22 protein-coding genes are annotated in these 20,635 nt (G+C 74.0%); 11 read left to right on the top strand and 11 right to left on the bottom strand.

What is annotated here, in order from left to right; translation table 11 throughout:
- Positions 1 to 135 precede the first annotated feature (135 nt).
- Positions 136 to 2,832 carry an N-6 DNA methylase gene (locus tag J2S44_RS37150; RefSeq protein WP_310424212.1) on the top strand — a complete coding sequence of 899 codons (2,697 nt, stop codon included), beginning with the start codon at positions 136 to 138 and terminating at the stop codon, positions 2,830 to 2,832.
- 26 nt (positions 2,833 to 2,858) lie between these two features.
- On the opposite strand, the gene J2S44_RS37145 is transcribed toward J2S44_RS37150, so the two are convergent.
- Complete coding sequence (locus J2S44_RS37145) at positions 2,859 to 3,716, bottom strand: LysR family transcriptional regulator (protein WP_310424209.1); 858 nt, start codon at positions 3,714 to 3,716, stop codon at positions 2,859 to 2,861.
- A 69-nt stretch (positions 3,717 to 3,785) separates the two neighbouring features.
- Here J2S44_RS37145 and J2S44_RS37140 point away from each other — a divergent pair, with 69 nt between their 5' ends.
- The 4 genes from J2S44_RS37140 (at position 3,786) to J2S44_RS37125 (ending at position 7,310) form a co-directional block, all read left to right on the top strand.
- Positions 3,786 to 4,508, top strand: a complete 723-nt coding sequence (locus J2S44_RS37140) for an SDR family NAD(P)-dependent oxidoreductase (protein ID WP_310424206.1) — start codon at positions 3,786 to 3,788, stop codon at positions 4,506 to 4,508.
- A gap of 324 nt (positions 4,509 to 4,832) precedes the next feature.
- Positions 4,833 to 5,471 carry a fasciclin domain-containing protein gene (locus tag J2S44_RS37135; protein ID WP_310424203.1) on the top strand — a complete coding sequence of 213 codons (639 nt, stop codon included), beginning with the start codon at positions 4,833 to 4,835 and terminating at the stop codon, positions 5,469 to 5,471.
- Positions 5,472 to 5,473: 2 nt separating this feature from the next.
- On the top strand, positions 5,474 to 7,111 hold the full coding sequence (locus tag J2S44_RS37130; RefSeq protein WP_310424201.1) for a molybdopterin-dependent oxidoreductase: 1,638 nt from the start codon (positions 5,474 to 5,476) through the stop codon (positions 7,109 to 7,111).
- A gap of 40 nt (positions 7,112 to 7,151) precedes the next feature.
- Positions 7,152 to 7,310, top strand: a complete 159-nt coding sequence (locus J2S44_RS37125; RefSeq protein ID WP_310424198.1) for a hypothetical protein — start codon at positions 7,152 to 7,154, stop codon at positions 7,308 to 7,310.
- Between the two features lie 82 nt (positions 7,311 to 7,392).
- Here the strand turns inward: J2S44_RS37125 and J2S44_RS37120 are convergent, their stop codons facing one another.
- A complete protein-coding gene (locus J2S44_RS37120) occupies positions 7,393 to 7,857 on the bottom strand; it encodes a heme-degrading domain-containing protein (RefSeq protein ID WP_310424195.1) in 465 nt (154 codons plus the stop codon).
- A 185-nt stretch (positions 7,858 to 8,042) separates the two neighbouring features.
- Here J2S44_RS37120 and J2S44_RS37115 point away from each other — a divergent pair, with 185 nt between their 5' ends.
- Positions 8,043 to 8,357, top strand: a complete 315-nt coding sequence (locus tag J2S44_RS37115; protein ID WP_310424192.1) for a hypothetical protein — start codon at positions 8,043 to 8,045, stop codon at positions 8,355 to 8,357.
- A gap of 4 nt (positions 8,358 to 8,361) precedes the next feature.
- Here J2S44_RS37115 and J2S44_RS37110 read toward each other — a convergent pair whose 3' ends face one another.
- Together J2S44_RS37110 and J2S44_RS37105 are read right to left on the bottom strand one after the other, a co-directional pair.
- The gene (locus tag J2S44_RS37110; protein WP_310424189.1) at positions 8,362 to 8,748 is read right to left on the bottom strand and encodes a VOC family protein; all 387 of its coding nucleotides are present in this window, start codon (positions 8,746 to 8,748) and stop codon (positions 8,362 to 8,364) included.
- 70 nt (positions 8,749 to 8,818) lie between these two features.
- Positions 8,819 to 10,360, bottom strand: coding sequence for a nitroreductase family protein (locus J2S44_RS37105; RefSeq protein ID WP_310424185.1), 1,542 nt, complete (start codon positions 10,358 to 10,360; stop codon positions 8,819 to 8,821).
- A gap of 170 nt (positions 10,361 to 10,530) precedes the next feature.
- On the opposite strand from J2S44_RS37105, the gene J2S44_RS37100 reads away from it, so the two are divergent.
- Both J2S44_RS37100 and map read left to right on the top strand, forming a co-directional pair.
- Positions 10,531 to 11,646 (top strand): XdhC family protein, encoded by a 1,116-nt coding sequence (locus tag J2S44_RS37100; protein WP_310424183.1) that lies wholly within the window; start codon positions 10,531 to 10,533, stop codon positions 11,644 to 11,646.
- A gap of 61 nt (positions 11,647 to 11,707) precedes the next feature.
- Positions 11,708 to 12,481 (top strand): type I methionyl aminopeptidase, encoded by a 774-nt coding sequence (gene map, locus J2S44_RS37095; protein WP_310424180.1) that lies wholly within the window; start codon positions 11,708 to 11,710, stop codon positions 12,479 to 12,481.
- Positions 12,482 to 12,526: 45 nt separating this feature from the next.
- On the opposite strand, the gene J2S44_RS37090 is transcribed toward map, so the two are convergent.
- Together J2S44_RS37090 and J2S44_RS37085 are read right to left on the bottom strand one after the other, a co-directional pair.
- Positions 12,527 to 12,964: a hypothetical protein gene (locus tag J2S44_RS37090; protein ID WP_310424177.1), complete on the bottom strand. Its 438-nt coding sequence runs from the start codon at positions 12,962 to 12,964 to the stop codon at positions 12,527 to 12,529.
- Between the two features lie 17 nt (positions 12,965 to 12,981).
- A complete protein-coding gene (locus tag J2S44_RS37085) occupies positions 12,982 to 13,560 on the bottom strand; it encodes a DUF5709 domain-containing protein (RefSeq protein WP_310424174.1) in 579 nt (192 codons plus the stop codon).
- Between the two features lie 106 nt (positions 13,561 to 13,666).
- Here J2S44_RS37085 and J2S44_RS37080 point away from each other — a divergent pair, with 106 nt between their 5' ends.
- Together J2S44_RS37080 and J2S44_RS37075 are read left to right on the top strand one after the other, a co-directional pair.
- Positions 13,667 to 13,882, top strand: a complete 216-nt coding sequence (locus J2S44_RS37080; RefSeq protein WP_310424171.1) for a hypothetical protein — start codon at positions 13,667 to 13,669, stop codon at positions 13,880 to 13,882.
- 63 nt (positions 13,883 to 13,945) lie between these two features.
- Positions 13,946 to 14,191, top strand: a complete 246-nt coding sequence (locus tag J2S44_RS37075) for a zinc-ribbon domain-containing protein (protein WP_310424168.1) — start codon at positions 13,946 to 13,948, stop codon at positions 14,189 to 14,191.
- A 71-nt stretch (positions 14,192 to 14,262) separates the two neighbouring features.
- On the opposite strand, the gene egtD is transcribed toward J2S44_RS37075, so the two are convergent.
- From egtD to J2S44_RS37050, 5 genes are all read right to left on the bottom strand, one after another.
- Complete coding sequence (gene egtD / locus J2S44_RS37070; protein ID WP_310424165.1) at positions 14,263 to 15,225, bottom strand: L-histidine N(alpha)-methyltransferase; 963 nt, start codon at positions 15,223 to 15,225, stop codon at positions 14,263 to 14,265.
- Positions 15,222 to 15,971 carry an ergothioneine biosynthesis protein EgtC gene (egtC, locus tag J2S44_RS37065; RefSeq protein ID WP_310424162.1) on the bottom strand — a complete coding sequence of 250 codons (750 nt, stop codon included), beginning with the start codon at positions 15,969 to 15,971 and terminating at the stop codon, positions 15,222 to 15,224. Before egtC ends, egtD begins: the two co-directional genes overlap by 4 nt.
- Positions 15,971 to 17,269: an ergothioneine biosynthesis protein EgtB gene (gene egtB, locus J2S44_RS37060; protein ID WP_310424157.1), complete on the bottom strand. Its 1,299-nt coding sequence runs from the start codon at positions 17,267 to 17,269 to the stop codon at positions 15,971 to 15,973. Before egtB ends, egtC begins: the two co-directional genes overlap by 1 nt.
- Positions 17,266 to 18,462, bottom strand: a complete 1,197-nt coding sequence (gene egtA, locus J2S44_RS37055; RefSeq protein WP_310424153.1) for an ergothioneine biosynthesis glutamate--cysteine ligase EgtA — start codon at positions 18,460 to 18,462, stop codon at positions 17,266 to 17,268. Before egtA ends, egtB begins: the two co-directional genes overlap by 4 nt.
- Positions 18,463 to 18,530: 68 nt before the next feature.
- Entirely contained in the window at positions 18,531 to 19,205 is a 675-nt protein-coding gene (locus J2S44_RS37050) for a GbsR/MarR family transcriptional regulator (RefSeq protein WP_310424150.1), read from the bottom strand.
- A gap of 183 nt (positions 19,206 to 19,388) precedes the next feature.
- Between J2S44_RS37050 and J2S44_RS37045 the strand changes: the two genes are divergently transcribed.
- Entirely contained in the window at positions 19,389 to 20,576 is a 1,188-nt protein-coding gene (locus tag J2S44_RS37045) for a cytochrome P450 (RefSeq protein ID WP_310424146.1), read from the top strand.
- Positions 20,577 to 20,635 lie beyond the last annotated feature (59 nt).

Below are 20,635 nucleotides of genomic sequence, written 5' to 3'. Positions count from 1 at the left end.
GAAGACCCCGTCCGGTCGGCTGGGCCGCCCGGTGGACGCCCGAGACTCCGCCCGCGAACGTGTCGGACCCCGGTGGTAAGACTGTCGGACAGGTCCAGCGATCCGCGCTGACACCGGCCACCATGGAGTGCGGCAGTGAGAGACGGCTCGCAGGATCTGGCCGACCTCATCTGGTCCGTCGCCGACCTTCTGCGAGGCGACTTCCGCCCGAGTGAGTACGGTTCGGTGCTCCTCCCCTTCACCGTGTTCCGCCGCCTCGAGTGCCTCGGTCTGCTCGGCGGTCGGAGCCTCGTCCACCGGGCGCACGCCGGGAGCGACCCGCGCGAAGCGCTCCGCGCCGTGCCCGACGACGCCCCGGCGGAGCCGGCCGGCCTGCTGGCCCGGCTCGGCCTGCACGCCGTCGCCGCGCGACTCGCCGACGCCGGCCTCCTGCCCCCGGTGCTCGCGCGGTTCGCCGCGCTCGACCTCGGCGAGCGGGTCCTCTCCGACGCCGAGATGGGTGCGGTCTTCGACACGCTGGTCCGCCGTTCCGCCGAGATCGCGGCCGACGCCGGCGGAGACCACTTCACCGCGCCGGACGTGACCGCCCTGCTCGCCGCGCTGATCGTCGCGCCCGACGCCGACCGGCTGGCGCGCCGCACCGCCCCGGTCCGCGTCTACGACCCGGTCTGCGGAGCGGGCGGGTCCCTCATGGAGCTCCGGGCCGCCGTCGGCCGGCCGACCCCGGTGGAGTTGTCCGGCCAGGATCTCGACCCGGCATCGTCCGCACTGGCCTCCGCCACGCTGCTGATGCACGGGCTCGACCCCGGCGGCATCGCCCTCGGCGACACCCTCGGCGCGGACGCCCACCCCGACGCCACCTTCGACTACCTGGTCGCCGCCCCGCCCTTCGGCCTGGAGTGGAAGAAGGTGGCGGCGGAGGTCACGAGGGAGGCCGCGCTCGGCGACGCCGGCCGTTTCGGCGCCGGCCTGCCGCGCATCAACGACGCCTCGCTGCTCTTCCTCCAGCACCTGCTGGCCAAGATGCGCCCGCCGGAGGACGGCGGCAGCCGTCTCGCCGTCCTCTTCAACAGCAGCCCGCTGTTCGCCGGGGAGCCCGGCACCGGCGAGTCCGAGATCCGTCGCTGGATCCTCGAGAACGACCTGCTCGAAACCGTGGTGGCCCTGCCCGAGCGGCTCCTCTACCACACGCACATCCCGACGTACGTGTGGGTGCTGACCAACCGGAAGGAGCCCGACCGCGCCGGCAACGTCATCCTGATGGACTGCCGCCGGCGCTTCGCGGCGATGCGCCGCGCGATCGCCGACAAGAGCAGATACCTGACGACCGAGCAGATCTCCGAGATCGTCGCGATCCGGCGGTCGGCCACCGCGACCGGCACCGTCGCGCCGGACGTCGCCACGGTCGTGCCGGTCGCCGATTTCCGCTTCGAGCGGGTCGTCGGCGACGTCACCCGCGTCGGCTACGAGATCCGCCCGTTCGCGTTCTTCTCCATCGCGCTCGGCGACGGTTACGCGCCGCTCTCCTCGGTCGCCGAGGTCCTGCGGCCGGTCCCTCCCACCGACTCCGGCCGGCCGCTGCTCACCGCCGAGGATCTCGACCGGCCCGACCTCTCCGCCGCCGATCTCGACACCGTCCTGACCACGTCGGCACTCACCCCGTGCGCGGCCGGCGACGTCGTCGGCGACGCCGGCGACTGGCACCTGCTGCCGCCCGGGTTCGGCGAGGCCTTCACCCACATGTTCGTGCTCCGGCCGCGTCGCCGCACCGGGCGCGCGCTGTGCGAGTTCCTCAACGCCCCGCAGAACGCCGGGTACGACGACCGCCTCCACCCGCTCACCGATCTGCCGGTGCCGGCCGAGATCCTCGACGACGAGACGTTCAGCGACCACCTCGAGGACCTCCGCCGGTCCCGCGCCGACCTCGCCCGGATCACCGCCGGCATCCTGCCCAACGTGTTCGAGGGCACCCGCGCCGACCTGGCCGCGACCCGGCGCACGGTCGGCGTCGCACTCGCCACGGCGGCCCTCACCACGGAGCTGCTGCAACCGCTGGAGGACCCGTTCTGGCGCGCCGAGTACGCGTACCCGTTCCCGATCGCCGCCCTGGCCCGCCACTACCGGATCGCCGCCTCACCAGCCCAGCGCAAGGAGGCGCTGCTCAAGCTGGGTGAGTCGGTCGCCCGTACGATCGGGGGCCTGGCTCTTGCCGTGCTGGTCGGCCGCAACGGCGACCGGATGACGGCCGAACTGCGCCGCAGGTTCGAGCGCAGCGCCACCTGGGGCACCTGGAACTGGATGATCAAGGACCTGCGCACGCCCGGCGCGGTGCCCGAGCTGCCCGAGCTCGACGGCGTCCTCGACGACGACGGCACCCACGCGCTGCTCACCCGGGCCCTCAGGTTCCGCAACGACTCCGGCCACTCCTTCGGCGTCCAGCCCGCGCACGAGCTGGAGGACGAGATCGCCCGGATCGAGCCGGTCGTCCAGCGCACCCTCGAGTCCGCCGGCTGGCTCGCCCAGCTCCGGTACGACCTGGTCGACCGCTGCGAGTACACCGGCACCGGCTTCCGCCTGGTCGGCCGCCGGCTGCGCGGCGGCCACCCCGACTGGGAGCCGTTCGAGCGCCTGGTCCCCGACCCGGTCACCCCGCACCGCGTCTACGTCACCGGCCCCTCCACCGCGGCCGCGATCGACCTGTGGCCGGTCGCCGGCGCCGAACTGTGCCCGACGTGCCGCCAGTGGGAGTTCTTCGTCATCAACCAGGTCCACCGGCACACCGCCACCCTGCGCAGCGGCCGCGACCACGAGATCGACCGCCCGCTGACCTGATCAGGCCGTCTGATCAGGTGGCCTGATCAGACGGCCTGTGCGGCCGGACGGCGCGGCACGGCGGCGCGGGCGGCGGTGACGAACGCGGCGATGTCGCGCGAACGGCTGTTCTCCGGCCAGGCGAGGACGAGCGTGGACGGGGGCGCGTCGAGCACCGGCCGGTAGGCGATGCCCGCCGACGGGTGGTCCGCCGCGGACTCCGGGACCAGGGCGACCGCGCGACCGAGCGCGACCAGCTGCTGCAACTCGCCGACGTCGGTGACCAGCGGGCCGGGCGCGGGGACCGCGGCCTCCCGCCACCGCGACATCGGCAACCCGGCCAGGTCCGCGAGCGTGAGCGTGTCCCGGGCGGCGAGCGGGTGACCGGCGGCGAGCGCCAGCACCCGGCGTTCGGTGTGCAGCGGCTCGCTGTCCAGGCCGGTCAGGTCGTTCTGCGGGTGGTGCAGCAACGCCAGGTCGGCGCGGCCGTCGCGGACCATCGCGGCCCGCTCGTGGTGCGAGAAGACCAGGTCCACCGGGAGCGCGCCGGGCTGTTCCGCGTACCGGTCGAGGATGCCGGGCAGCAGCCCGCCGTCACCGCCGGGCTTCATCGCGAGCCGCAGGCCGGGCGTCTCCCGCCCGGCCCACCGGGTGCGCCGGACCGCGGCCGCGACCGCGGCGAGCGCCGTCCGGCCCTCCGCGAGCAGCACCTCGCCGGCCGGCGTGAGCCGGGCCGAGCGGCTGGTGCGTTCCAGCAGCGGCACGCCGAGGCGGTGCTCGAGGCGGCGGATCGCCCGGGACAGCGGCGGCTGCGCGATGCCGAGCCGCGCGGCCGCGCGGCCGAAGTGCAGCTCCTCCGCGACCGCGACGAAGTACCGCAGCTCGCGCGTCTCCACGTCGTCCATACCGTCAGGGTATCGATCGGGACTCGATCGATGTTGGAGCGGGCCGCGTCCCGATGGTCGGATGACCGCATGACAGACGAGAGGATCGCCCTGGTCACCGGGGCGAACAAGGGCATCGGCGCGGCGATCGCGGAAGGCCTCGCCGGACACGGCCTGACCGTGCTGATCGCCGCGCGCGACCCGGAGAAGGGCGCCGCGGCCGCCGCCCGGATCGGCGCGTACCCGATCACGCTGGACGTGACCGACGACGCGTCCGTGGCCGCGGCCGCCCGCGAGGTGGCGGACCGCTACGGTCGGCTGGACGTCCTGGTCAACAACGCCGGCATCTCCGGCGGCTTCCGGCAGGTCCCGGGCGCGGTCGACCTGGACACGGTCCGCTCCGTGCTGGACACGAACGTCCTCGGCGTCATCCGCGTCACCGAGGCGTTCCTGCCGCTGCTGCGCCGCGGCTCCGGCGCGCGCGTCATCAACGTCTCCAGCGGCACCGCGTCGATGGCCCGGACGACCGACCCGGCCCACTCGTTCGCGATCCGCGCGACGATGGCCGGTTACCCGGTCTCCAAGACCGCCCTGAACATGCTCACCGTCCAGTACGCCAAGGCGCTCGCCGACGACGGCATCACCGTCAACGCGATCGCGCCCGGCGCCTGCGCCACCGACTTCACCGCCGCCCTCGGCATCCCCGTCGAGCGCACCGCCGCCCAGGGCGCCGCCGTCGCCGTCGGCCTCGCCACCACCGACGACCGCACCACCGCGGCGTTCCTCTCCGACGAGGGCCCCGTCCCCTGGTGACCGCCCGTCCCGGGCGCGGCCGGCTCCGCATCCGCCGAATTCCGGTCCGCGGTCCGCCCGACCACGAACGAGCGGCACGACGCCGGGATGCCGCCCGCCGCGCCCGCCGCGAGACATGTGCAGTGCGCGCCCGAGGTGGTTCGGCAGGCGCGGTGAGCTGGGCAATCAGGCGTTTCGCCGGGGGTTGTGTCGGGTGTGGATGCACATCTGAGGTCCGTTCGGGGGACTTCGCCGAAATAAGGACCCATCCGCCGGCCGGTGGTCACCGAATCCCTCACAACGGTCCTGACCCGGACTCACAACGCTATGAGGGGACATTTCACCATGCGTACGATTCGTATGATCGCGGTCGCCAGCGCGGCTACTCTCTGCCTCGGGCTCGCGGCCTGCGGCCAGGGTGACGACGCGGAGACCAGCACGGGCGCGACCGGCGAGGCCACGCCCATGGCCACCGCGATGGCGAGCAGCGCACCGGCGATGGCCGCGGCGGAGTTCGGCCCCGGCTGCGCGGCCGTGCCCACCGACCCGGCGAACGCGGGCAGCTTCCAGGCGATGGCGCAGGTGCCCGTCGCGTCCGCCGCGTCCGGCAACCCGCTGCTGAGCACGCTGGTCAGCGCGGTCAAGCAGGCCGGCCTGGTCGACTCGCTGAACAGCGCGCCCGCGCTGACCGTCTTCGCGCCGGTCGACGACGCCTTCGGGAAGATCCCGAAGGCCGACCTGGACAAGGTGCTGGCGGACAAGAAGCAGCTGACCGACATCCTCACCTACCACGTGGTGTCCGGGAAGCTGGCGCCGACGGACCTCGCGGGCACGCACACCACGCTGCAGGGCGGCGAGCTGACCGTCGCGGGCAGCGGTGAGTCGTTCACGGTGAACGGCAACGCGGCCGTGGTCTGCGGCAACGTGCAGACCTCGAACGCGACCGTCTACATCATCGACACCGTACTCATGCCGAAGAGCTGACCGTGCGGTGGCGTTCAGACCTTCTCAGTGGGCTGATCGCGGCCGGTGCCGGGGTCGCGGCGGGCGAGCTTCTCGCCGCCGCGGCCCGGCCCGGGGCCAGCCCGGTCCTCTCGGTCGGCGCCGCCGTCATCGACGCGACCCCGACGCCGGTCAAGGAGTTCGCGGTCCGCACCGCCGGCACCGCCGACAAACCCCTGCTGCTGACCGGCATCGCGATCCTGACCGCACTGCTCGCGGCCGCGCTCGGCATCGCGGCGCGGCGCCGTCCACTGTGGGGCGTGCTCGGTTTCGCCGCGTTCGGCGTGGCCGGCGCGGTGGCCGCGGTCACCCGGCCCGGTGCCGAGTCGGCGGACGTGCTGCCGTCGGCGCTGGCGGGCCTGCTCGCGGCGGTCGCGCTGACCGCACTGACCGCGTTGCGCCCCGGCACCGCCCCACCGGCGGAAGCACCCACCGCCGCGGGGCACGAACCTACTGCCGCGGGGCACGAGCCCGATGCCGCGGGGCACGACCTCACGACGGCTGACCATGATCCCGCGACCCCGGAGCACGAGCGCACGACCGCGACCGCGAACCTGTCCGGTGAGCGGAGCCGGCGTGGGTTCCTGACCACGGCGACGGCGCTGAGCGTGGGAGCCGTGGTGGCGGGTGGCCTGACCGGTCTGCTGCGCCGACGCGCCACGTCCTCCCTGGCCGAGTCCCGGGCCGCGGTGCGGCTGCCCGCGCCGGCCGAGCCCGCTCCCCCGCTGCCGCCGGGCACCCCACCGGACTTCCTCACCCGGAACGCGGACTTCTACCGCGTCGACACCGCGCTGACGGTCCCCCGGATCGACCCGGCCGACTGGCGGTTGCGCATCCACGGCATGGTCCGGAACCCGGTGACGCTGAGCCTGGACGACCTGCTGCGCCGGCGTACCGTCGAACGGTTCCTGACCCTGACCTGCGTCTCGAACGAGGTGGGCGGGCCGTACACCGGAACCGCGCGCTGGCTCGGCGTACCGCTGGCGGCGCTGCTCGACGAGCTCGGGGTCGATCCGGGCGCGGACCAGCTGGTGGCGCGCGGCGCGGACGGCATGACGATCGGGACACCGACCCGGATCGTGCGGGACGGCCGCGACGCCATGCTCGCGGTCGGCATGAACGGCGAACCGCTGCCGGTCACGCACGGTTTCCCGGTGCGGATGCTGACGCCGGGCCTGTACGGCTACGCCGGTTCCTGCAAGTGGATCACCGAGCTCGAGCTGACCACGTTCGCGGCGTACGACGCCTACTGGGTGGAGCGTGGCTGGGCCGCGGAGGGACCGGCGAAGACCGCGTCCCGGATCGACCGGCCCGCGCCGTTCACCCGCCTCGAGTCCGGGACGAACGCCACGATCTCCGGCGTCGCCTGGGCGTTGCACACCGGGATCGCGAGCGTCGAGGTGCAGATCGACGACGGGCCGTGGCAGGCCGCGACCGTGCTGCCGCCGCCGTCCGACGACACCTGGGTGCAGTGGCGGCTGCCGTGGAAGCCGGCGCCGGGCGGGCACACGCTGCGGGTCCGGGCGACCGACCGGGCGGGCGCGGTACAGACCGACGCACGCGCCACACCGTTCCCGGACGGGGCCACCGGCCGGCACACGATCTCGGTCTCCGCGGTGTGAACCCCCCCGGAACCGGGTGGTCGCGTGCCATCATCAGGGCATGGAGAAGCAGAGCGACCCGCGTCCCACGCCGGAGCGGTGGCGGCACATGCCCGAGCGCGTCCGGCCGGAGGACCTGCGGGCCACCACGCCCGCGAGCCCGCCGCCGGCCAACCAGGTGATCAGCGGCGACGAGGCGATCCCGCTGCCGCAGGGCTGACCGGGCGCCGGCGCGCTCAGCGGGCCACACCCGGGCGAGCACCCGCTCAGCGGGCCGCACCCGGCCAGCAGGCCGCACCCGGTCAGCGGAGGAACGCCTCCAGCACGTCGACGACCAGCGCGTGGTCGTCGGCCTGCGGCAGGCCGGAGACCGTGACCACGCCGACCACGCCGGTGCCGCGGACGTGGACGGGGAACGCGCCGCCGTGCGCCGCGTAGTCGGCCGGGTCGACGCCCTGGCCGGCGTCCAGCGTGCGGCCCTTCGCGGCGAGGCGCCGGCCCACCAGGTAGGAGCTGGCCTGGAACCGTTCGACCACGCGGACCTTCCGGTCGATCCAGCGGTCGTTGTCCGGCGCGGTGCCGGGCAGCGCGGCGTGGAAGAGCTGCTGGCCGCCGCGGCGGATGTCGATCGTGACGGACAGGCCGCGCTCCCGGGCGGTGTCGGCCAGCAGCACGCCGAGCCGCCACGCGTCGTCGTTGTCGAAGCGGTCGAACCGCAGCCGCTCCTCCTGCTCCTCGATGCGCGCGATCAGGTCGGCGTCGCTCATCTGCGTACCCTCCGTGTCCGTGAGGTATTGATCTTTTCACGAACGCGCCCCGAGCGTCGCAATGCCGACGCACCGTTTGTGATCTTGATCCTTGGGCCGCGCCGCACGGCGTTTGCGACCCGCCACGGTTGCATACGTTCAGTAAGGTTCCCCGCAATACCGCAACGGGGAACGAGGAGTCACAGATGCACGGTCCGCGGCACGACGAGATCGTCAAGTCACTGGTGGAGCTGCTTCTCCAGGCACTTCCGGACGGCGGGGACCGGATCGTCGCGACCGGCGAGGCCGACCTCGGCCACTCCACGTCATCACTGTCCGTGGTGAGCTCGGATGGTTCGGTCACGCCGGTCGCCGCGCCGCCGGAGTTCGACCTGACCCTGATCAAGCTGTACGACGACACCGTGGACGCGGACGCGGAGCCGTGGAACACGTACACGCTCATGGTGGAGAAGGACGGCACGTTCACCGTCTCGCTGTCCTACGTGTCGCCGCAGGGGTGACCGCTCAGCCCTCCAGCACCTTCAGGTGGTCGTGGTCGTAGGAGCCGGGCGGCGGGACGACGAGACAGAACTCGTTGCCCTGCGGGTCGGCCAGCGTCGCGATCTCGTAGCCGTTGTCGTCGTGCGGCGCCTGGACCAGCTGGGCGCCGAGCGCGAGGAACCGGCCCAGCTCACCGCGCATGTCGGTGAGCTGGATGTCCAGGTGCATGCGGTTCTTGCCGCGCTTCTCCTCCGGGACGGCCTGGAAGATCATGTCGGGCCAGCGGCCCGCCGGGTCGACGATGCGCTGGTAGGGCGGTTCCCAGGCGCCGACCCGGAACCCCAGCGCCTGGGACCAGAACTCGGCGAGCGGCTGCGGGTCGACGCAGTCGAGAATGTGGACCAGGCGCATGGAGCGGTGGCCTCCCGTCAAACCGGTAGATGAAAGTCTCGCCACAACCTAGTCATCTCCGCCCGTCCTGTCAGGACACGGTCCCCATCCGGGGCACAACGCTACGAATCGCCACCGGCGCGCCCGGCGCACCACCGGGCCGCGACCGGTACTCCGCGACGCCGACGCAGGTGAACAACAGCGTGACGAGCGTGTCGTCCGCGCCGAGCAGGCCGGGCACCTCCGAGTCGAGGAACGTCATGCCGGACGCGGTGGCGCCGAGCGCGTACGCGGCCAGGTGCAGCCGCCCCTCGACGATCCCGGCGGCCAGCTGCGCCTCCCGGTAGCCGCGGTCGTCCAGTGCGGCGCCGTCGATCGCGGCGATCACCACGTAGGCCGCGTCGCCGCCGAGCGCCTGGTCCAGACAGATCCGGGTCAGTTCGTCGCGCAGGTCACCGGCGCGGACCGGGGTGTCGAGGTCCGGCCAGCGGTAGACGCCCGGCGGGACGCCGTCGACGCCGTGCACCGCGACCCAGTGCGGCACGTCGATGCCCCGCAGCGCGGCCGCCAGCGGCCATTCCAGAGCCTCCGCGGGTACGGTACGGGAGCGGTCCATCCGCCGCTGCGATCCCCGGCGCCGGACGACGTCGTCGAGCGTCTCCCGGCCCGGATCGGCACCGCCTCCGGCCGCCGTGCCGGACCCCTGTCCCGGCGATCGACCCGTCACGTGTCCCGGCGCGGTCGGCCGCCGATCCGGGGTGACCGGGCGGGTGGCCGGGGTGATCGGGGCCGCGAGCGGCCAGGCCGTGCCGAGCGAGTCGGAGTCGCCGGCCCGCTGGGCCGCGGTGACGAGCGGGAACTCCACCTCCGGCAGGTCGCCGCGCACGGCCGGGCCGGCCGGCTCGGTGACCGGCGCGGCACCGTCCACGGTGAGCAGTGCCAGCGGGAACTCGTGCACGCCGTCCGCGCCGACCAGGTCCCGCACCCGCGCGTCCGGGAAGCGGGTGACCAGCCGGGGCGCGCGCCCGGCGCTGACCGCCGCGGCCTCGAGCTGCGACAGCAGCGTACCGGCGTCCCAGTAGAGGTGCCGGAAACCGCGCTCCGCGTAACGCCAGCCGGTCCGCCACGGCACGCCGGTGACCACGAGCGTGGTGGCGCCGCCGGCCGCCGGGCCGACCTGGACCAGCGCGTGCGCGACCGGGTCGTACCAGTGCACGCCGTCCGGGACGCCGGCGACGCCGGTGGTGACCGCGTAGACCTCCAGCGGGAACCGGGCACCGGCCGAGCCGGACGCCCGGAACAGCCAGGACCGGCCGTTGCGCTCGGTGGTGCGGACCACGCCGGCGCCGAGGAACAGGATCCGGCCGAGGCCGGCCGCGTCCAGCGGCACGGCCGGTCCCGCGTGTCCGGACAGGACCGCGGTGGCCGCGACCTCCGGCACCGGCAGGTCGCGCGGGAGCACGGTGGTGGGAAGACCCGGCGGGTACGCCTTGACCGGCGGCGGGAACGTGTCCGGGTCGTTCGGGACGAGGTCGTGCCGCACCCGTGGATCGTCCGCGGGGACATCCCACTCCCGATCCGTCCGGTACGACGTCAGCAGGTGCAGCAGGCCGGCGCCCGTGTCAGGTTTCACGCGCCCATCCTGGCAGACACGCGGCGCGGCCGATGAGCGGTTTTCCGGCACCCGGCGGCACACTGGCGGGACGCGGGTTACCGGCGCCCGGCCCGGGTACCCCACCCGGGACGCGGCAGGGCTCGCCGGGACCGGCCCGGTCCCGGCGACGGCGACAGGAGGCGTGACCGGTGCTGACCGAGGTGTGGCCGTTCGTCATCCGGGCCCGGCGGGCGGGCCGGCCGGTCGTGCTGGCCCGGCTGGTGGGCCGCGACGGTCCCGGGTCCCGGCCGCTCGGCGCGACCATGGCGGTCGCCGGTGACGGCTCCTGGTGCGGGTCGGTCTCCGGCGGCTGTGTGGAGGGCATCCTGCTCGACACGGCCCGCGAGGTCCTCGACGGCGGTGGGCCGCGGCTCGTCTCGGTCAGCCCCGGTGAGCAGCTGCTGCCCTGGGAGCCGGCCCCGGCCTGCGCCGGCGTGCTGACCGTGCTCGTCACGCCCGCGCCACCGGCCGCCGTGTGTGACGAGATCACGTCCGCGATCGAGGCCGCCCGCCCGATCGCGGTCGGCGTCTCGCTCACCGCGCCGTGGTCGTGGGCCACCGCACCGTCGATCGATCTGCTGCCCACCTCGGCCGCGGGCGTCCCCGGGGCCGGCCGGGCAACCGCCGGGGCGGTCTTCGCCGAGGAGGTGCGGCCGGGACCGCGGTTGATCGTCGCCGGCGCCACCGACCTGGCCGCCGCGCTGGCCGCGCTCGGGCGGACCACCGGCCGGCGCGTCGAGATCGTCGACCCGCGGCCCAGTCACGCGCGGGACGACATGTTCCCCGGGGCCTCGCTGGTCGTCCGGGCCTGGCCGGACGAGTGGCTGGCCGCGCACCCGCCGTCGGCCGCGGACGCGGTCGTCGCGATCACCCACGACCCGCGTATCGACGACCGCGCGCTGCGTGCCGCCCTGGCCGGCCCGGCCGGTTACGTCGGCGCGCTCGGCAGCCGCGCCACGCACGCCCAGCGCCTCGATCGGTTGTCCGGCGCGCCGGGCCTGGACCGGCTGCGCGGCCCGGCCGGTCTCGACCTCGGGGCCACCTCGATCGCCGAGACCGCCCTCTCCGTCCTCGCGGAGGTCGTCGCCGCCGCGCACGACCGCACCGGCGGCCCGCTCACCACCTCGACCGCACCCATCCAGGCCGTCCGGGCACCGGCCCCGACACCGTCGGCACCACCGTCACCGGCGCCGGCAGCGGCAGGCGGGCCGGCGTCGGGATCGGTCGCGCCGGCCGAGCCGGTCCCGGTGACCTGCGCGCTCTGACCCACCGCGGGCGTGGTATAAAAATGACGGTATAGAAATACCGCACGTAGAGGAGATTGTCGTGATCGAGTTGAAGTCCGCCACGGAGATCGAGCGGATGGCGGTGACCGGCCGGTTCGTCGGCGAGCTGCTGGCCGAGCTGAAGACGGTCGCGGCGGTCGGCGTCAACCTGATGGACATCGAGCGGCACGCCCGCCGCCGGATCGAGGAGCGCGGCGCGGAGTCGTGCTACTGGGACTACGCGCCGTCGTTCGGCCGCGGCCCGTTCCGCAACGTGCTGTGCCTGTCCGTGAACGACGCGGTGCTGCACGGGCTGCCGCACGACTACGTGCTGGCCGACGGCGACCTGCTCAGCATCGACATGGCGGTCGGCATCGACGGCTGGGTCGCGGACTCGGCGCTGTCGTTCGTGGTCGGCACGCCCGCCCCGGCCGACCTCAAGCTGATCGAGGCGACCGAGGTCGCGCTGGACGCCGCGATCGCCGCCGCCCAGCCCGGCGGCAAGCTCGGCGACATCTCGGCCGCGATCGGCGAGGTCGCGCACGGCTACGGTTACCGGGTCAACTCCGAGTTCGGCGGCCACGGCATCGGCCGCACCATGCACGAGGACCCGCACGTGTCCAACACCGGCCGGGCCGGCCGCGGCATGAAGCTCACCCCGGGCCTCACGCTCGCCCTGGAGCCGTGGCTCTGCGCCACCACCGACAAGATCACCTACGACGCCGACGGCTGGACCATCCGCTCCGCCGACGGCTCCCGCACCGCGCACTCCGAGCACACCGTCGCCATCACCCCCGGCGGCCCGCAGGTCCTCACTCTCCGCCCGGCCGCCTGAACACCCGAAACGCCTGAACACCCGGCCACTCGAGCGCCGGGGCGCCTACACCGTACGAAGGGCCAGGTCGTAGATGGTGCGGACCCGGGCCGCGTAGCGGCGGGCGTTGGGGATGCGCAGCCGCCGGACGTATCGTTCGAGCTCGTCGGGCCGGTTCGCGAGCAGGTGGAACTCGACGATGTGGCCGACCAGGAACGCGGGAGACAGATCCTCCGTGACCACGCGCGAGTCGCCCTCGTGGTCACGGAGGTAGGCGACCAGCTTCAGCTGGACGTAGCGGGCCAGTTCGGCGCCGTGGGTGGTGACGACGCCGGCGAGCTCGCGCACGCCGACGCCGGCCGCCTCGAGGTCCTGCCTGAGGAGTTCGCCGAGGACCGCCGGCTCCGGGCCGCTGTGCAGCGGCAGGCCGCAGCGGGACAGGACGTCGTGCAGGACGGCCTGATAAGAGTCGGAGGCGACGAACTCGTCGAGACTGACGCTCATCTGATCATTTTGCCGCCTCAGCGGTCCGGGATCGGGTGAATGGCCAACTCCTCCGCGGTCGCGCCACCCCCGGCCGCGCCGGCGTCGTAGGCCACCGACTGCGCCTCCCGGTCCTCCTCGAGACCTTCGTCCGGTTCGACGAGCCGGCCGACCGGGCGGTCGCCGATGCCGGTGTCGTACATCGAGACCGGGGAGTCGAGGTTCGGGTCGACCGGGCCGCCGTCGTCGAGCGGCGTGTCGCGGTCGACCGCGTCCACGTCGATGCCGGTCGCGTCCGGGTCGAACGACTCCGCGGAGGTCGGCGACGGGCGGGTGTCCGCCCGGGTCGCGGCCTCGTCCAGGGCCGGGTCGCGCACCTCACGGCCGATCTTCAGGTCGAGCGACTCGCCCTGGCGGGCCTCCTCCGGCGTGGTGCCGAAGTGGTCGACGGCCAGCGGCCGGTCGTCGCGGTCGAGCGGCAGTGCGGCCGGGTCCGGACCGTCGGCCACGCGGCCGGTGGCCACGTCGTCCCGGGCGGTGGAGTCGTCATCGGCGATATCGGGCAGGCCCTCGGCCTCCGGGTCGGAGACCGGCTGCGGATAGGTGTTGTCGGACATGTCTGCGGTCTACCCAGACAGCCGGATTCCACACGCGTGTTTGCGGACGGTGACGACGGGTACGCCGACCTGGCGAAGCACGGCAGGAATGACGGAGGGAAGCCGCATGACGAGCGCAGAAGAGAAGCCGGACGGGGTCTGGCGGGACGAGGAGCGGCTGCCGCTGTCCGAGCTGGCCGCCGCGGTCGCGACCTCGCCGGCGGACGGCCAGACCGACGACCCGACCGGCAACGACGCGGGCATCGAGGACGTGGACCGGCGCCGGGCGGACACCGACCGCGCGCTGCGGACCGATTTCACCGGCCCGACCGGCCCCAACTAGACGCTGGCCCGGCCCTGACACAGTTGATGTGTCAGGGCCCTCGACAACCTGGAGCGCTCCCCCGTGTTCTTCATCTTCGGTTTGCGGACCAAGGCCGAGTCGCTCGGCTGGGTGCCGGAGACCTGCCGGGTCTGCGGTCAGTCCGGCAGTCTGCTGCTGATCCGCGAGGTCACCAAGTTCAGCCTGTTCTTCGTCCCGCTGATCCCGGTGCGCACGAAGTACGTGGTGCGCTGCCAGAACGCGTTCTGCCACACGGAGACCCGGATCGGCCGGGACGAGGCGCGCCGCCTCCAGGCCGCCGTCCGCTGAGCGAGCGGTGCCGCGGCGCTCCGGTGCGCCGCGGCACGTCACCCGCCGGTCGGTCGTCGTCCCGGGCGGGCTCAGGACGCCTGCGCGAGGCAGACCGTGAACAGCCCGTCGTCGTCGGTCCAGCGGTGGCGCAGCCGGAACCCGGCCGTCTCGAGCTCGGCGCGCAGCCGCTCCGGCCGGAACTTCGCGGAGATCTCGGTGCGCAGCAGCTCACCGCGCGCGAAGTCGACGACCAGACCGAGATCCCGCACCGGTACGCGCATGGGCTCCCGCGCCCGCAGCCGCATCTCGATCCATTCGTTGTCGGCGTCCCAGACCGCGACGTGGTCGAAGAGTTCCGGCGCGAACCCGGCGTCGAGGTGATGGTTGATCACGCGGAGCACGTTGCGGTTGAAGTCCGCGGTGACGCCGGCCGTGTCGTCGTAGGCCGGCAGCAGCGTCCGCACGTCCTTGACCAGGTCCGCGCCGAGCAGCAGCCACTCCCCCGCGTCCAGCACGCCGCGGACGTCACCGAGGAAGCCGGCGCGGTCCGCGGGCGGCAGGTTGCCGATCGTCCCGCCGAGGAAGGCGATCATCCGGCTCCCGCCGTCCGGCAGGTGGTGCAGGTGCCGGGTGTAGTCGCCGACGATGCCCCGCACGGACAGCGCCGGGTAGGCCGCGTCCAGCCGGCCGACCGCGTCGGCGAGCGCGGCCGCGGACACGTCCAGCGGCACGAACGCGCCGAGGGTGCCGTGCGCGAGCAGCGCGTCGAGCAGCAGCCGGGTCTTCTCCGACGATCCGGAGCCGAGCTCGACCAGCGTCTTCGCCTCGGTGATCCGGGCGATCTCGGCGGCCCGCGCGGCGAGGATCGCGCGTTCGGCGCGGGTCGGGTAGTACTCCGGCAGCCGGGTGATCTCGTCGAACAGTTCGCTGCCGCGCGCGTCGTAGAACCACTTCGGCGGCAGCCACTTCGGGCTGGCGGTCAGGCCGGTGCGCACGTCGGCGCGTAACGCCTCGGCGATGTCCCGTTCGTCGAGATGGGTCTCCAGGTTCACGCTGCCTCCAGCGGCGTCAGGTCCAGTGTGGATCGGGTGGCGACGAGCAGATGCCGGGGCGGCATCTCCGTCCAGGCGGGGTCGTCGGTGAGCGGTTCCGAGCTGACGGTCAGCGAGCCGGGTCCGTCGAGAAGGGACAGTGCGTGGCCCCACGTCGTCGCGGCGACGCGCTCGCCGTCCGTCAGCAGCAGGTTGAGCCGGGACTCAGGGGCGGTGGCGTGCACGGCGCGGACCGTCCCGGCGAGCGCGTCGCCCGGGTCCGCGCCGGTCCGCAGCCGGTCGCGGACCAGCGCCCAGAGCAGCGCGGAGTCGGTCGGCGCGTCCAGCGTGAGCAGGTCGCGCACCGGCAGCCGTTCCGCGAGCTTCGCCACCGAGTCCGGCCAGCCGGTCACCTTCCCGTTGTGGCTGAACAGCCAGCGGCCCGCCGCGAACGGCGCGGCCGCCCCCTCGGTCACCGGCATGCCGACGGTCGCGGACCGCACGGCCGCGAGGATCGCGCCGGACGCCGTCGCCGCGGCCAGCGCCAGAAGCGACGGGTCCGACCAGATCGGCGTGGCGCGCCGGTACCGCACCGGCTCACCGCCGGCGCCGGGGTACCAGCCGACGCCGAAACCGTCCACGTTGACCGTTCCGCCGCCGCGCATGTCGCGGGGCGCCCACGCCTGACGGCACAACGCGTGCGGCGGATCGAAGAGCAGACCGCTCAGCGGTACGGGTGGCCCGAGGTACGCCAGGTGGCGGCACATCAGGCGAGTTCCTCCGGGCGGGCGTCCCGCGCGCACCGGAAGCCGCTGAAGATCTGCCGCCGGATCGGGTAGTCCCAGTTGCGGAACGTGCCCCGGCAGGCGGCCGCGTCCGTGCCGAACGACCCGCCGCGCAGCACTCGGTGGTCCGGCCCGAAGAAGACCTCCGAGTACTCGCGGTACGGGAACGCGCGGAACCCGGGGTAGCCGCGGAAGTCCGAGGACGTCCACTCCCACACGTCACCGATCAGCTGGTGCACGCCGAGCGGCGAGGCGCCGTCCGGGTACGCGCCGACCGGGGCCGGGTGCAGGTGCCGCTGGCCGAGGTTCGCGTGCCGGGCCTCCGGCGGGTCGTCGCCCCACGGGAAGCGGCGCGAGCGGCCGGTCGCCGGGTCGAACCGGGCCGCCTTCTCCCACTCCGCCTCGGTCGGCAGTCGCCGGCCGGCCCACCGGGCGTAGGCGCGCGCCTCGTACCAGCAGACGTGCACGACCGGCTCGTCCGGCACGATCCGCTCGGTGCGGCCGAACCGGGTGTACGTCTCGCCGTCCGGGTTCCAGTGCGCGGGCCCGGTCAGGCCGGCCGAGGTGCGGTGCGCCCAGCCGTCCGTGTCCCACCAGCGCGGGTCGTCGTACCCACCGGCCTGGATGAATTCGCGGTAGCGGGCGTTGGTGACCGGCGCGGCGTCGATGACGAACGCCGGCACGTCCACGGCGTGCGCCGGGCGCTCGTTGTCCAGCGCCCAGGGCTCCACGTCCGTACCCATGGTGAACGGCCCGCCGGGGATCAGCACCTCGTCCGCCACCGGGACGGTGGCGGCCGGGGGCGGGTCCGCGGCCAGGACCGGCGCACCGGCCCGCAGCTGGTGGGTGGCGAGCATGGTCTCGTCGTGCTGCTGCTCGTGCTGGACGATCATCCCGAACGCGAAGCCGTCCGCCACCAGCGGGCGGCCGTCCATCCGTACCGTGTCCAGGATGTCCATGGCCTTGGTGCGGACCTGCCGGACGTAGGCGCGGGCCTCGGCCGGGTTGAGCAGCGGCAGTGCCGGACGGTCCCGGCGCGGGTGCTTGAACGCGTCGTAGAGCTCGTCGATGTCGCGGCGGACCGGCTCGCGGCCGCCGACGTCCCGGACCAGCCACAGCTCCTCCTGGTTGCCGACGTGCGCCAGGTCCCAGACCAGCGGCGACATCAGCGGGGAGTGCTGGCGGATCAGGTCGGCGTCGTCGACGGCCTCGGTCAGCGTCTCGGTGCGGGCGCGGGCCCGTTCCAGCTCCGCGGCGACGGAGAGACGAAGGTCGGTCATGTCTGCGGCTCCTTGCGGGATCGAGCGGCCAGCCGCCGCCCGGCGATGTCGGCGACCCGGTCGCGCAGGTGCGCGGGGAGGCCGGTGCGGTCGAGGTTGCGGCAGGCCAGGTCCAGCAGGCCGGTCGCGGCGGCGCCGATCGCGGGGCAGGCCAGGCCCTCGCGGGCCGCCTCCTGCCAGCGGTCGCGGGCCGGGGCGGCCAGGTCGCGGGCCCGGTCGAGGACGGCGTCGTCGAGCAGCACGGTCAGGATCGCGGCCGGTGCGATCCACTCGTCGCCGGGCTGCGCGTCCAGGTAACGGATCTCGAGGTAGCCGCGCGGGCGTACCGGTGGGAACAGCGTGCCGAGGTGGTACTCCAGGTCCTCGACCGTGGGCGGGCGGGGCAGCCGGCCGCGGATCCAGCCGGCGAAGGTGAGGCCGGGCGGTGCGGTCCAGTCGCCGTCGTCGCGGCGCAGGCACAGCAGTGGCGCGTCGAGTGCGTACCGGGCCCAGGTCTGTGCCGGGTCGGCGCCGGTGCCGACCGGGCGGGTGAGGCCGGGCTCCATGCCGTACCAGACCGCCATCCGCCCGCATGCCCAGCCGGTGTCCCGGCCGGCCCGGAAGCGGGAGGTGGCGAACGCGGCCAGCAGCGGCGGGCCGATCTCGTGCACCGCGGCCCATCGCCGGGCCACGTCCCGCGGCCGGCCCGCGTCCAGGCAGACCTGCAGTCCGGCGGTGCTGCACATCATGATCCGCCCGTGGTCGCCGCGCCGGTCGAACAGGCGCTGCATCGCGCCGTACCGGGGCGTGTGCAGCAGCCGGCGCGGTGGACGGTGGGGATCGAGGCCGGTGCCGCCGAGGGCGAGTCCGGCGCGGGCGAGGCGTTCGCCGAGGGCGGCACGGCCCGCTTCGACCGCGGCGTGCAGCGCGGTGAGCGAGTCGGCCGGGGCGGAGGAGAGCTCGATCTGGCCGCCCGGTTCGACCGTGACGGTGCCGCCGCCCGGGAGCGTCTCCGGTGCGGGGTTGCCGAGCGTGCCGGGCGCGTACGGCCCGAGTGCGTGCCGCAGGTCCGCGGTGGTGAGCGGCGACGACGGTGCCGCCGCGTGGTGCACTGTCCATTCCAGTTCGACGCCGATCCGGCGTGGTGGCCCGGTCTTGAAGCAGATGCCGCTCACGTGCTCCGCGGCATCGGAGATCGCGGATAGTTCCAGCATGATCCCGACGATACCCATGACCTTCCGTGGGCACACCACTACGCGGCGAGGTTGGTCGATGTTGAGTGTCACATCAGGAGCGGGCGCCAGCGCGCGGCCGACTCCAGGCCGTCCTCCATCACCCGCTCCAGGAACATGCCCACCTTGGACAGCCGCTCCCCCACCGGACTGCCGGGGCCGAGCGCGTCCGCCGCGGCCAGGGCGGCCCGGGCGGCGCCGAGCGTCTGCGTCGAGCTGATCACGAGGGAGTGGTACCAGGCGTCGTCGTCGACCACGTAGACGTCGCGGCGCAACTCGGGGTCGCGCTCACGCCGGACGTACCCGTTGTCGATCAGGAAGTTGACCGCGCCGGAGACGGACGCGGCGCTGACGCCGAGCCGCCGGGTCAGCTCGGCCGCGGTGCGCCGGCCGTCCTCGGCCATCAGCAGGTCGACGTGCACGCGCGCGGTGATCCTGGGCAGGCCGGACCGCACCGCCATCTCGACGATCCCGTCCGCCGCCGCGTCGCCGGCGACCGTGGCCGCGGACGGGGGCACCGGGACGCCACGCCGCGCGCGCCGGGCCGTCGCCCGCTGCGCCCACTGCGGCCGGTAGCCGCCGGGGCCGCCGTTGCGGGCGACCTCGCGGCTGATCGTCGAGGTCGGCCGGCCGAGCCGGCGGGCGATCTCCGCGTAGCTGAGCCGGTCCGCGAGGCCGGACGCGATACGCCGGCGTTCCTGCTGGGTCAACCGTCCTCCTGGCATGTCCACAGTGTTGCCTTCGACGTCAACCATTGCAACGAGACATTGCGTTCGACACCTGCGTCATTGCACCGATTTACGGCCTACCAGCTGGTGTTACGCGCGGGGTGGCATTGACGGTGTGTCCGGGCGCGCCATAGCGTTTTGTGATACGCGAACGCGTACTATCGCGACAGGGGGATCGTCATGGGGGAAATCGTCATGGGGGAATCCGTGCACACGGTTGCCGGGACGCCGAAGGCCCGCCGGCCCGGTTGTCCGTTCGACCCGCCGGCCGAGCTGGCCGAGGCACGCCGGCACGGGCCGATCAGCCGGTTCACGCACGACTACGGCCGGCCCGGCTGGCTGGTCACCGGCTTCGACCTGGTCCGGTCGGTGCTGGCCGACCCACGGTTCAGTGCGCGGAAGGACCTGCTCGCCATCGGCGACTTCACCGTGCCGGCCGCGCCACCCGGCGAGTTCCTGCTGACCGACGAGCCGGAGCACGGGCGCTATCGCAAGCGGCTGCAGGGCCGGTTCACGGTCCGGCGCATGCGGCTGCTGACCGCGCGGATCGAGGAGATCACCACCGGCTGCCTGGACGAGATGGAGCGGACCGGGCCGCCGGCGGACCTGGTGACCGCGTTCGCGAAGCCGATCCCGACGATCGTGATCTGCGAGCTGCTCGGCGTGCCGTACGCCGACCGGGGCCGCTTCCAGGAACAGGTGGACGCGTTCATGGGCGGTGCGGCCACCGACGAGGAGGTGTTCGCGGCCTACACCGCGACCCAGCACTACCTGGACGAGCTGGTGGCCGCGAAGCGCGCGCACCCGACCGACGACATCCTCAGCGAGCTCACCACCGGCGACCTGACCGACGAGGAACTGCGCGGCATGAGCCTGCTGCTGCTCGCGGCCGGGCTGGACACCACCGCGAACATGCTGTCGCTGGGCACGTACGCGTTGCTGGAGCACCCGGCGCAGCTGGCCGCGCTGCGCGCCGACCCGGAGCGGGGCGTCGAGGAGCTGCTGCGGTACCTGACCGTGGCGAAGACGTTCATGCGGACCGCGCTGGAGGACGTCGAGCTCGGCGGGCAGATGATCGAGGCCGGCACCACGGTCGCGCTGTCGTACCACATGGCCGACCACGACCCGGAGCGCTTTCACGCGCCGGGCACACTGGACGTGGCCCGGCGGGACGGCGGGCACCTCGCGTTCGGCCACGGCGTCCACCAGTGCCTTGGTCAGCAGCTGGCCCGGGTCGAGATGCGGGTCGCGTTCACCGCGCTGTTCGACCGCTTCCCCACGCTGCGCGTGGCCGGCCCGGCCGGGCTGCGGCCGGAGACCGCCGACGTCTACGGCATGACGAGCCTGCCGGTGGCCTGGACGCCCTGATCTCCACGGGAGCGGGCCCGTCGGAGCCACGGACCGGGACCTCCGGCCCTGGCCGCACC

The sequence above is a fragment of the Catenuloplanes niger genome (assembly GCF_031458255.1).
In the GTDB taxonomy this organism is placed as follows: domain Bacteria; phylum Actinomycetota; class Actinomycetes; order Mycobacteriales; family Micromonosporaceae; genus Catenuloplanes; species Catenuloplanes niger.
The sequence above is the reverse complement of the archived record's forward strand: the minus strand, read 5'-3'. Positions and strand labels throughout refer to the sequence as shown.

Coding starts and splice junctions, on each gene's coding strand:
- J2S44_RS37115 (WP_310424192.1), top strand. CDS start 8,043: ATGCACGGTCCGCGGCACGACGAGATCGTCAAGTCACTGGTGGAGCTG.
- J2S44_RS37125 (WP_310424198.1), top strand. CDS start 7,152: ATGGAGAAGCAGAGCGACCCGCGTCCCACGCCGGAGCGGTGGCGGCAC.
- J2S44_RS37045 (WP_310424146.1), top strand. CDS start 19,389: ATGGGGGAAATCGTCATGGGGGAATCCGTGCACACGGTTGCCGGGACG.
- egtC (WP_310424162.1), bottom strand. CDS start 15,971: ATGTGCCGCCACCTGGCGTACCTCGGGCCACCCGTACCGCTGAGCGGT.
- J2S44_RS37050 (WP_310424150.1), bottom strand. CDS start 19,205: ATGCCAGGAGGACGGTTGACCCAGCAGGAACGCCGGCGTATCGCGTCC.
- J2S44_RS37085 (WP_310424174.1), bottom strand. CDS start 13,560: ATGTCCGACAACACCTATCCGCAGCCGGTCTCCGACCCGGAGGCCGAG.
- egtA (WP_310424153.1), bottom strand. CDS start 18,462: ATGCTGGAACTATCCGCGATCTCCGATGCCGCGGAGCACGTGAGCGGC.
- J2S44_RS37120 (WP_310424195.1), bottom strand. CDS start 7,857: ATGAGCGACGCCGACCTGATCGCGCGCATCGAGGAGCAGGAGGAGCGG.
- J2S44_RS37145 (WP_310424209.1), bottom strand. CDS start 3,716: ATGGACGACGTGGAGACGCGCGAGCTGCGGTACTTCGTCGCGGTCGCG.
- J2S44_RS37135 (WP_310424203.1), top strand. CDS start 4,833: ATGCGTACGATTCGTATGATCGCGGTCGCCAGCGCGGCTACTCTCTGC.
- egtB (WP_310424157.1), bottom strand. CDS start 17,269: ATGACCGACCTTCGTCTCTCCGTCGCCGCGGAGCTGGAACGGGCCCGC.
- J2S44_RS37110 (WP_310424189.1), bottom strand. CDS start 8,748: ATGCGCCTGGTCCACATTCTCGACTGCGTCGACCCGCAGCCGCTCGCC.
- J2S44_RS37090 (WP_310424177.1), bottom strand. CDS start 12,964: ATGAGCGTCAGTCTCGACGAGTTCGTCGCCTCCGACTCTTATCAGGCC.
- J2S44_RS37140 (WP_310424206.1), top strand. CDS start 3,786: ATGACAGACGAGAGGATCGCCCTGGTCACCGGGGCGAACAAGGGCATC.
- J2S44_RS37080 (WP_310424171.1), top strand. CDS start 13,667: ATGACGAGCGCAGAAGAGAAGCCGGACGGGGTCTGGCGGGACGAGGAG.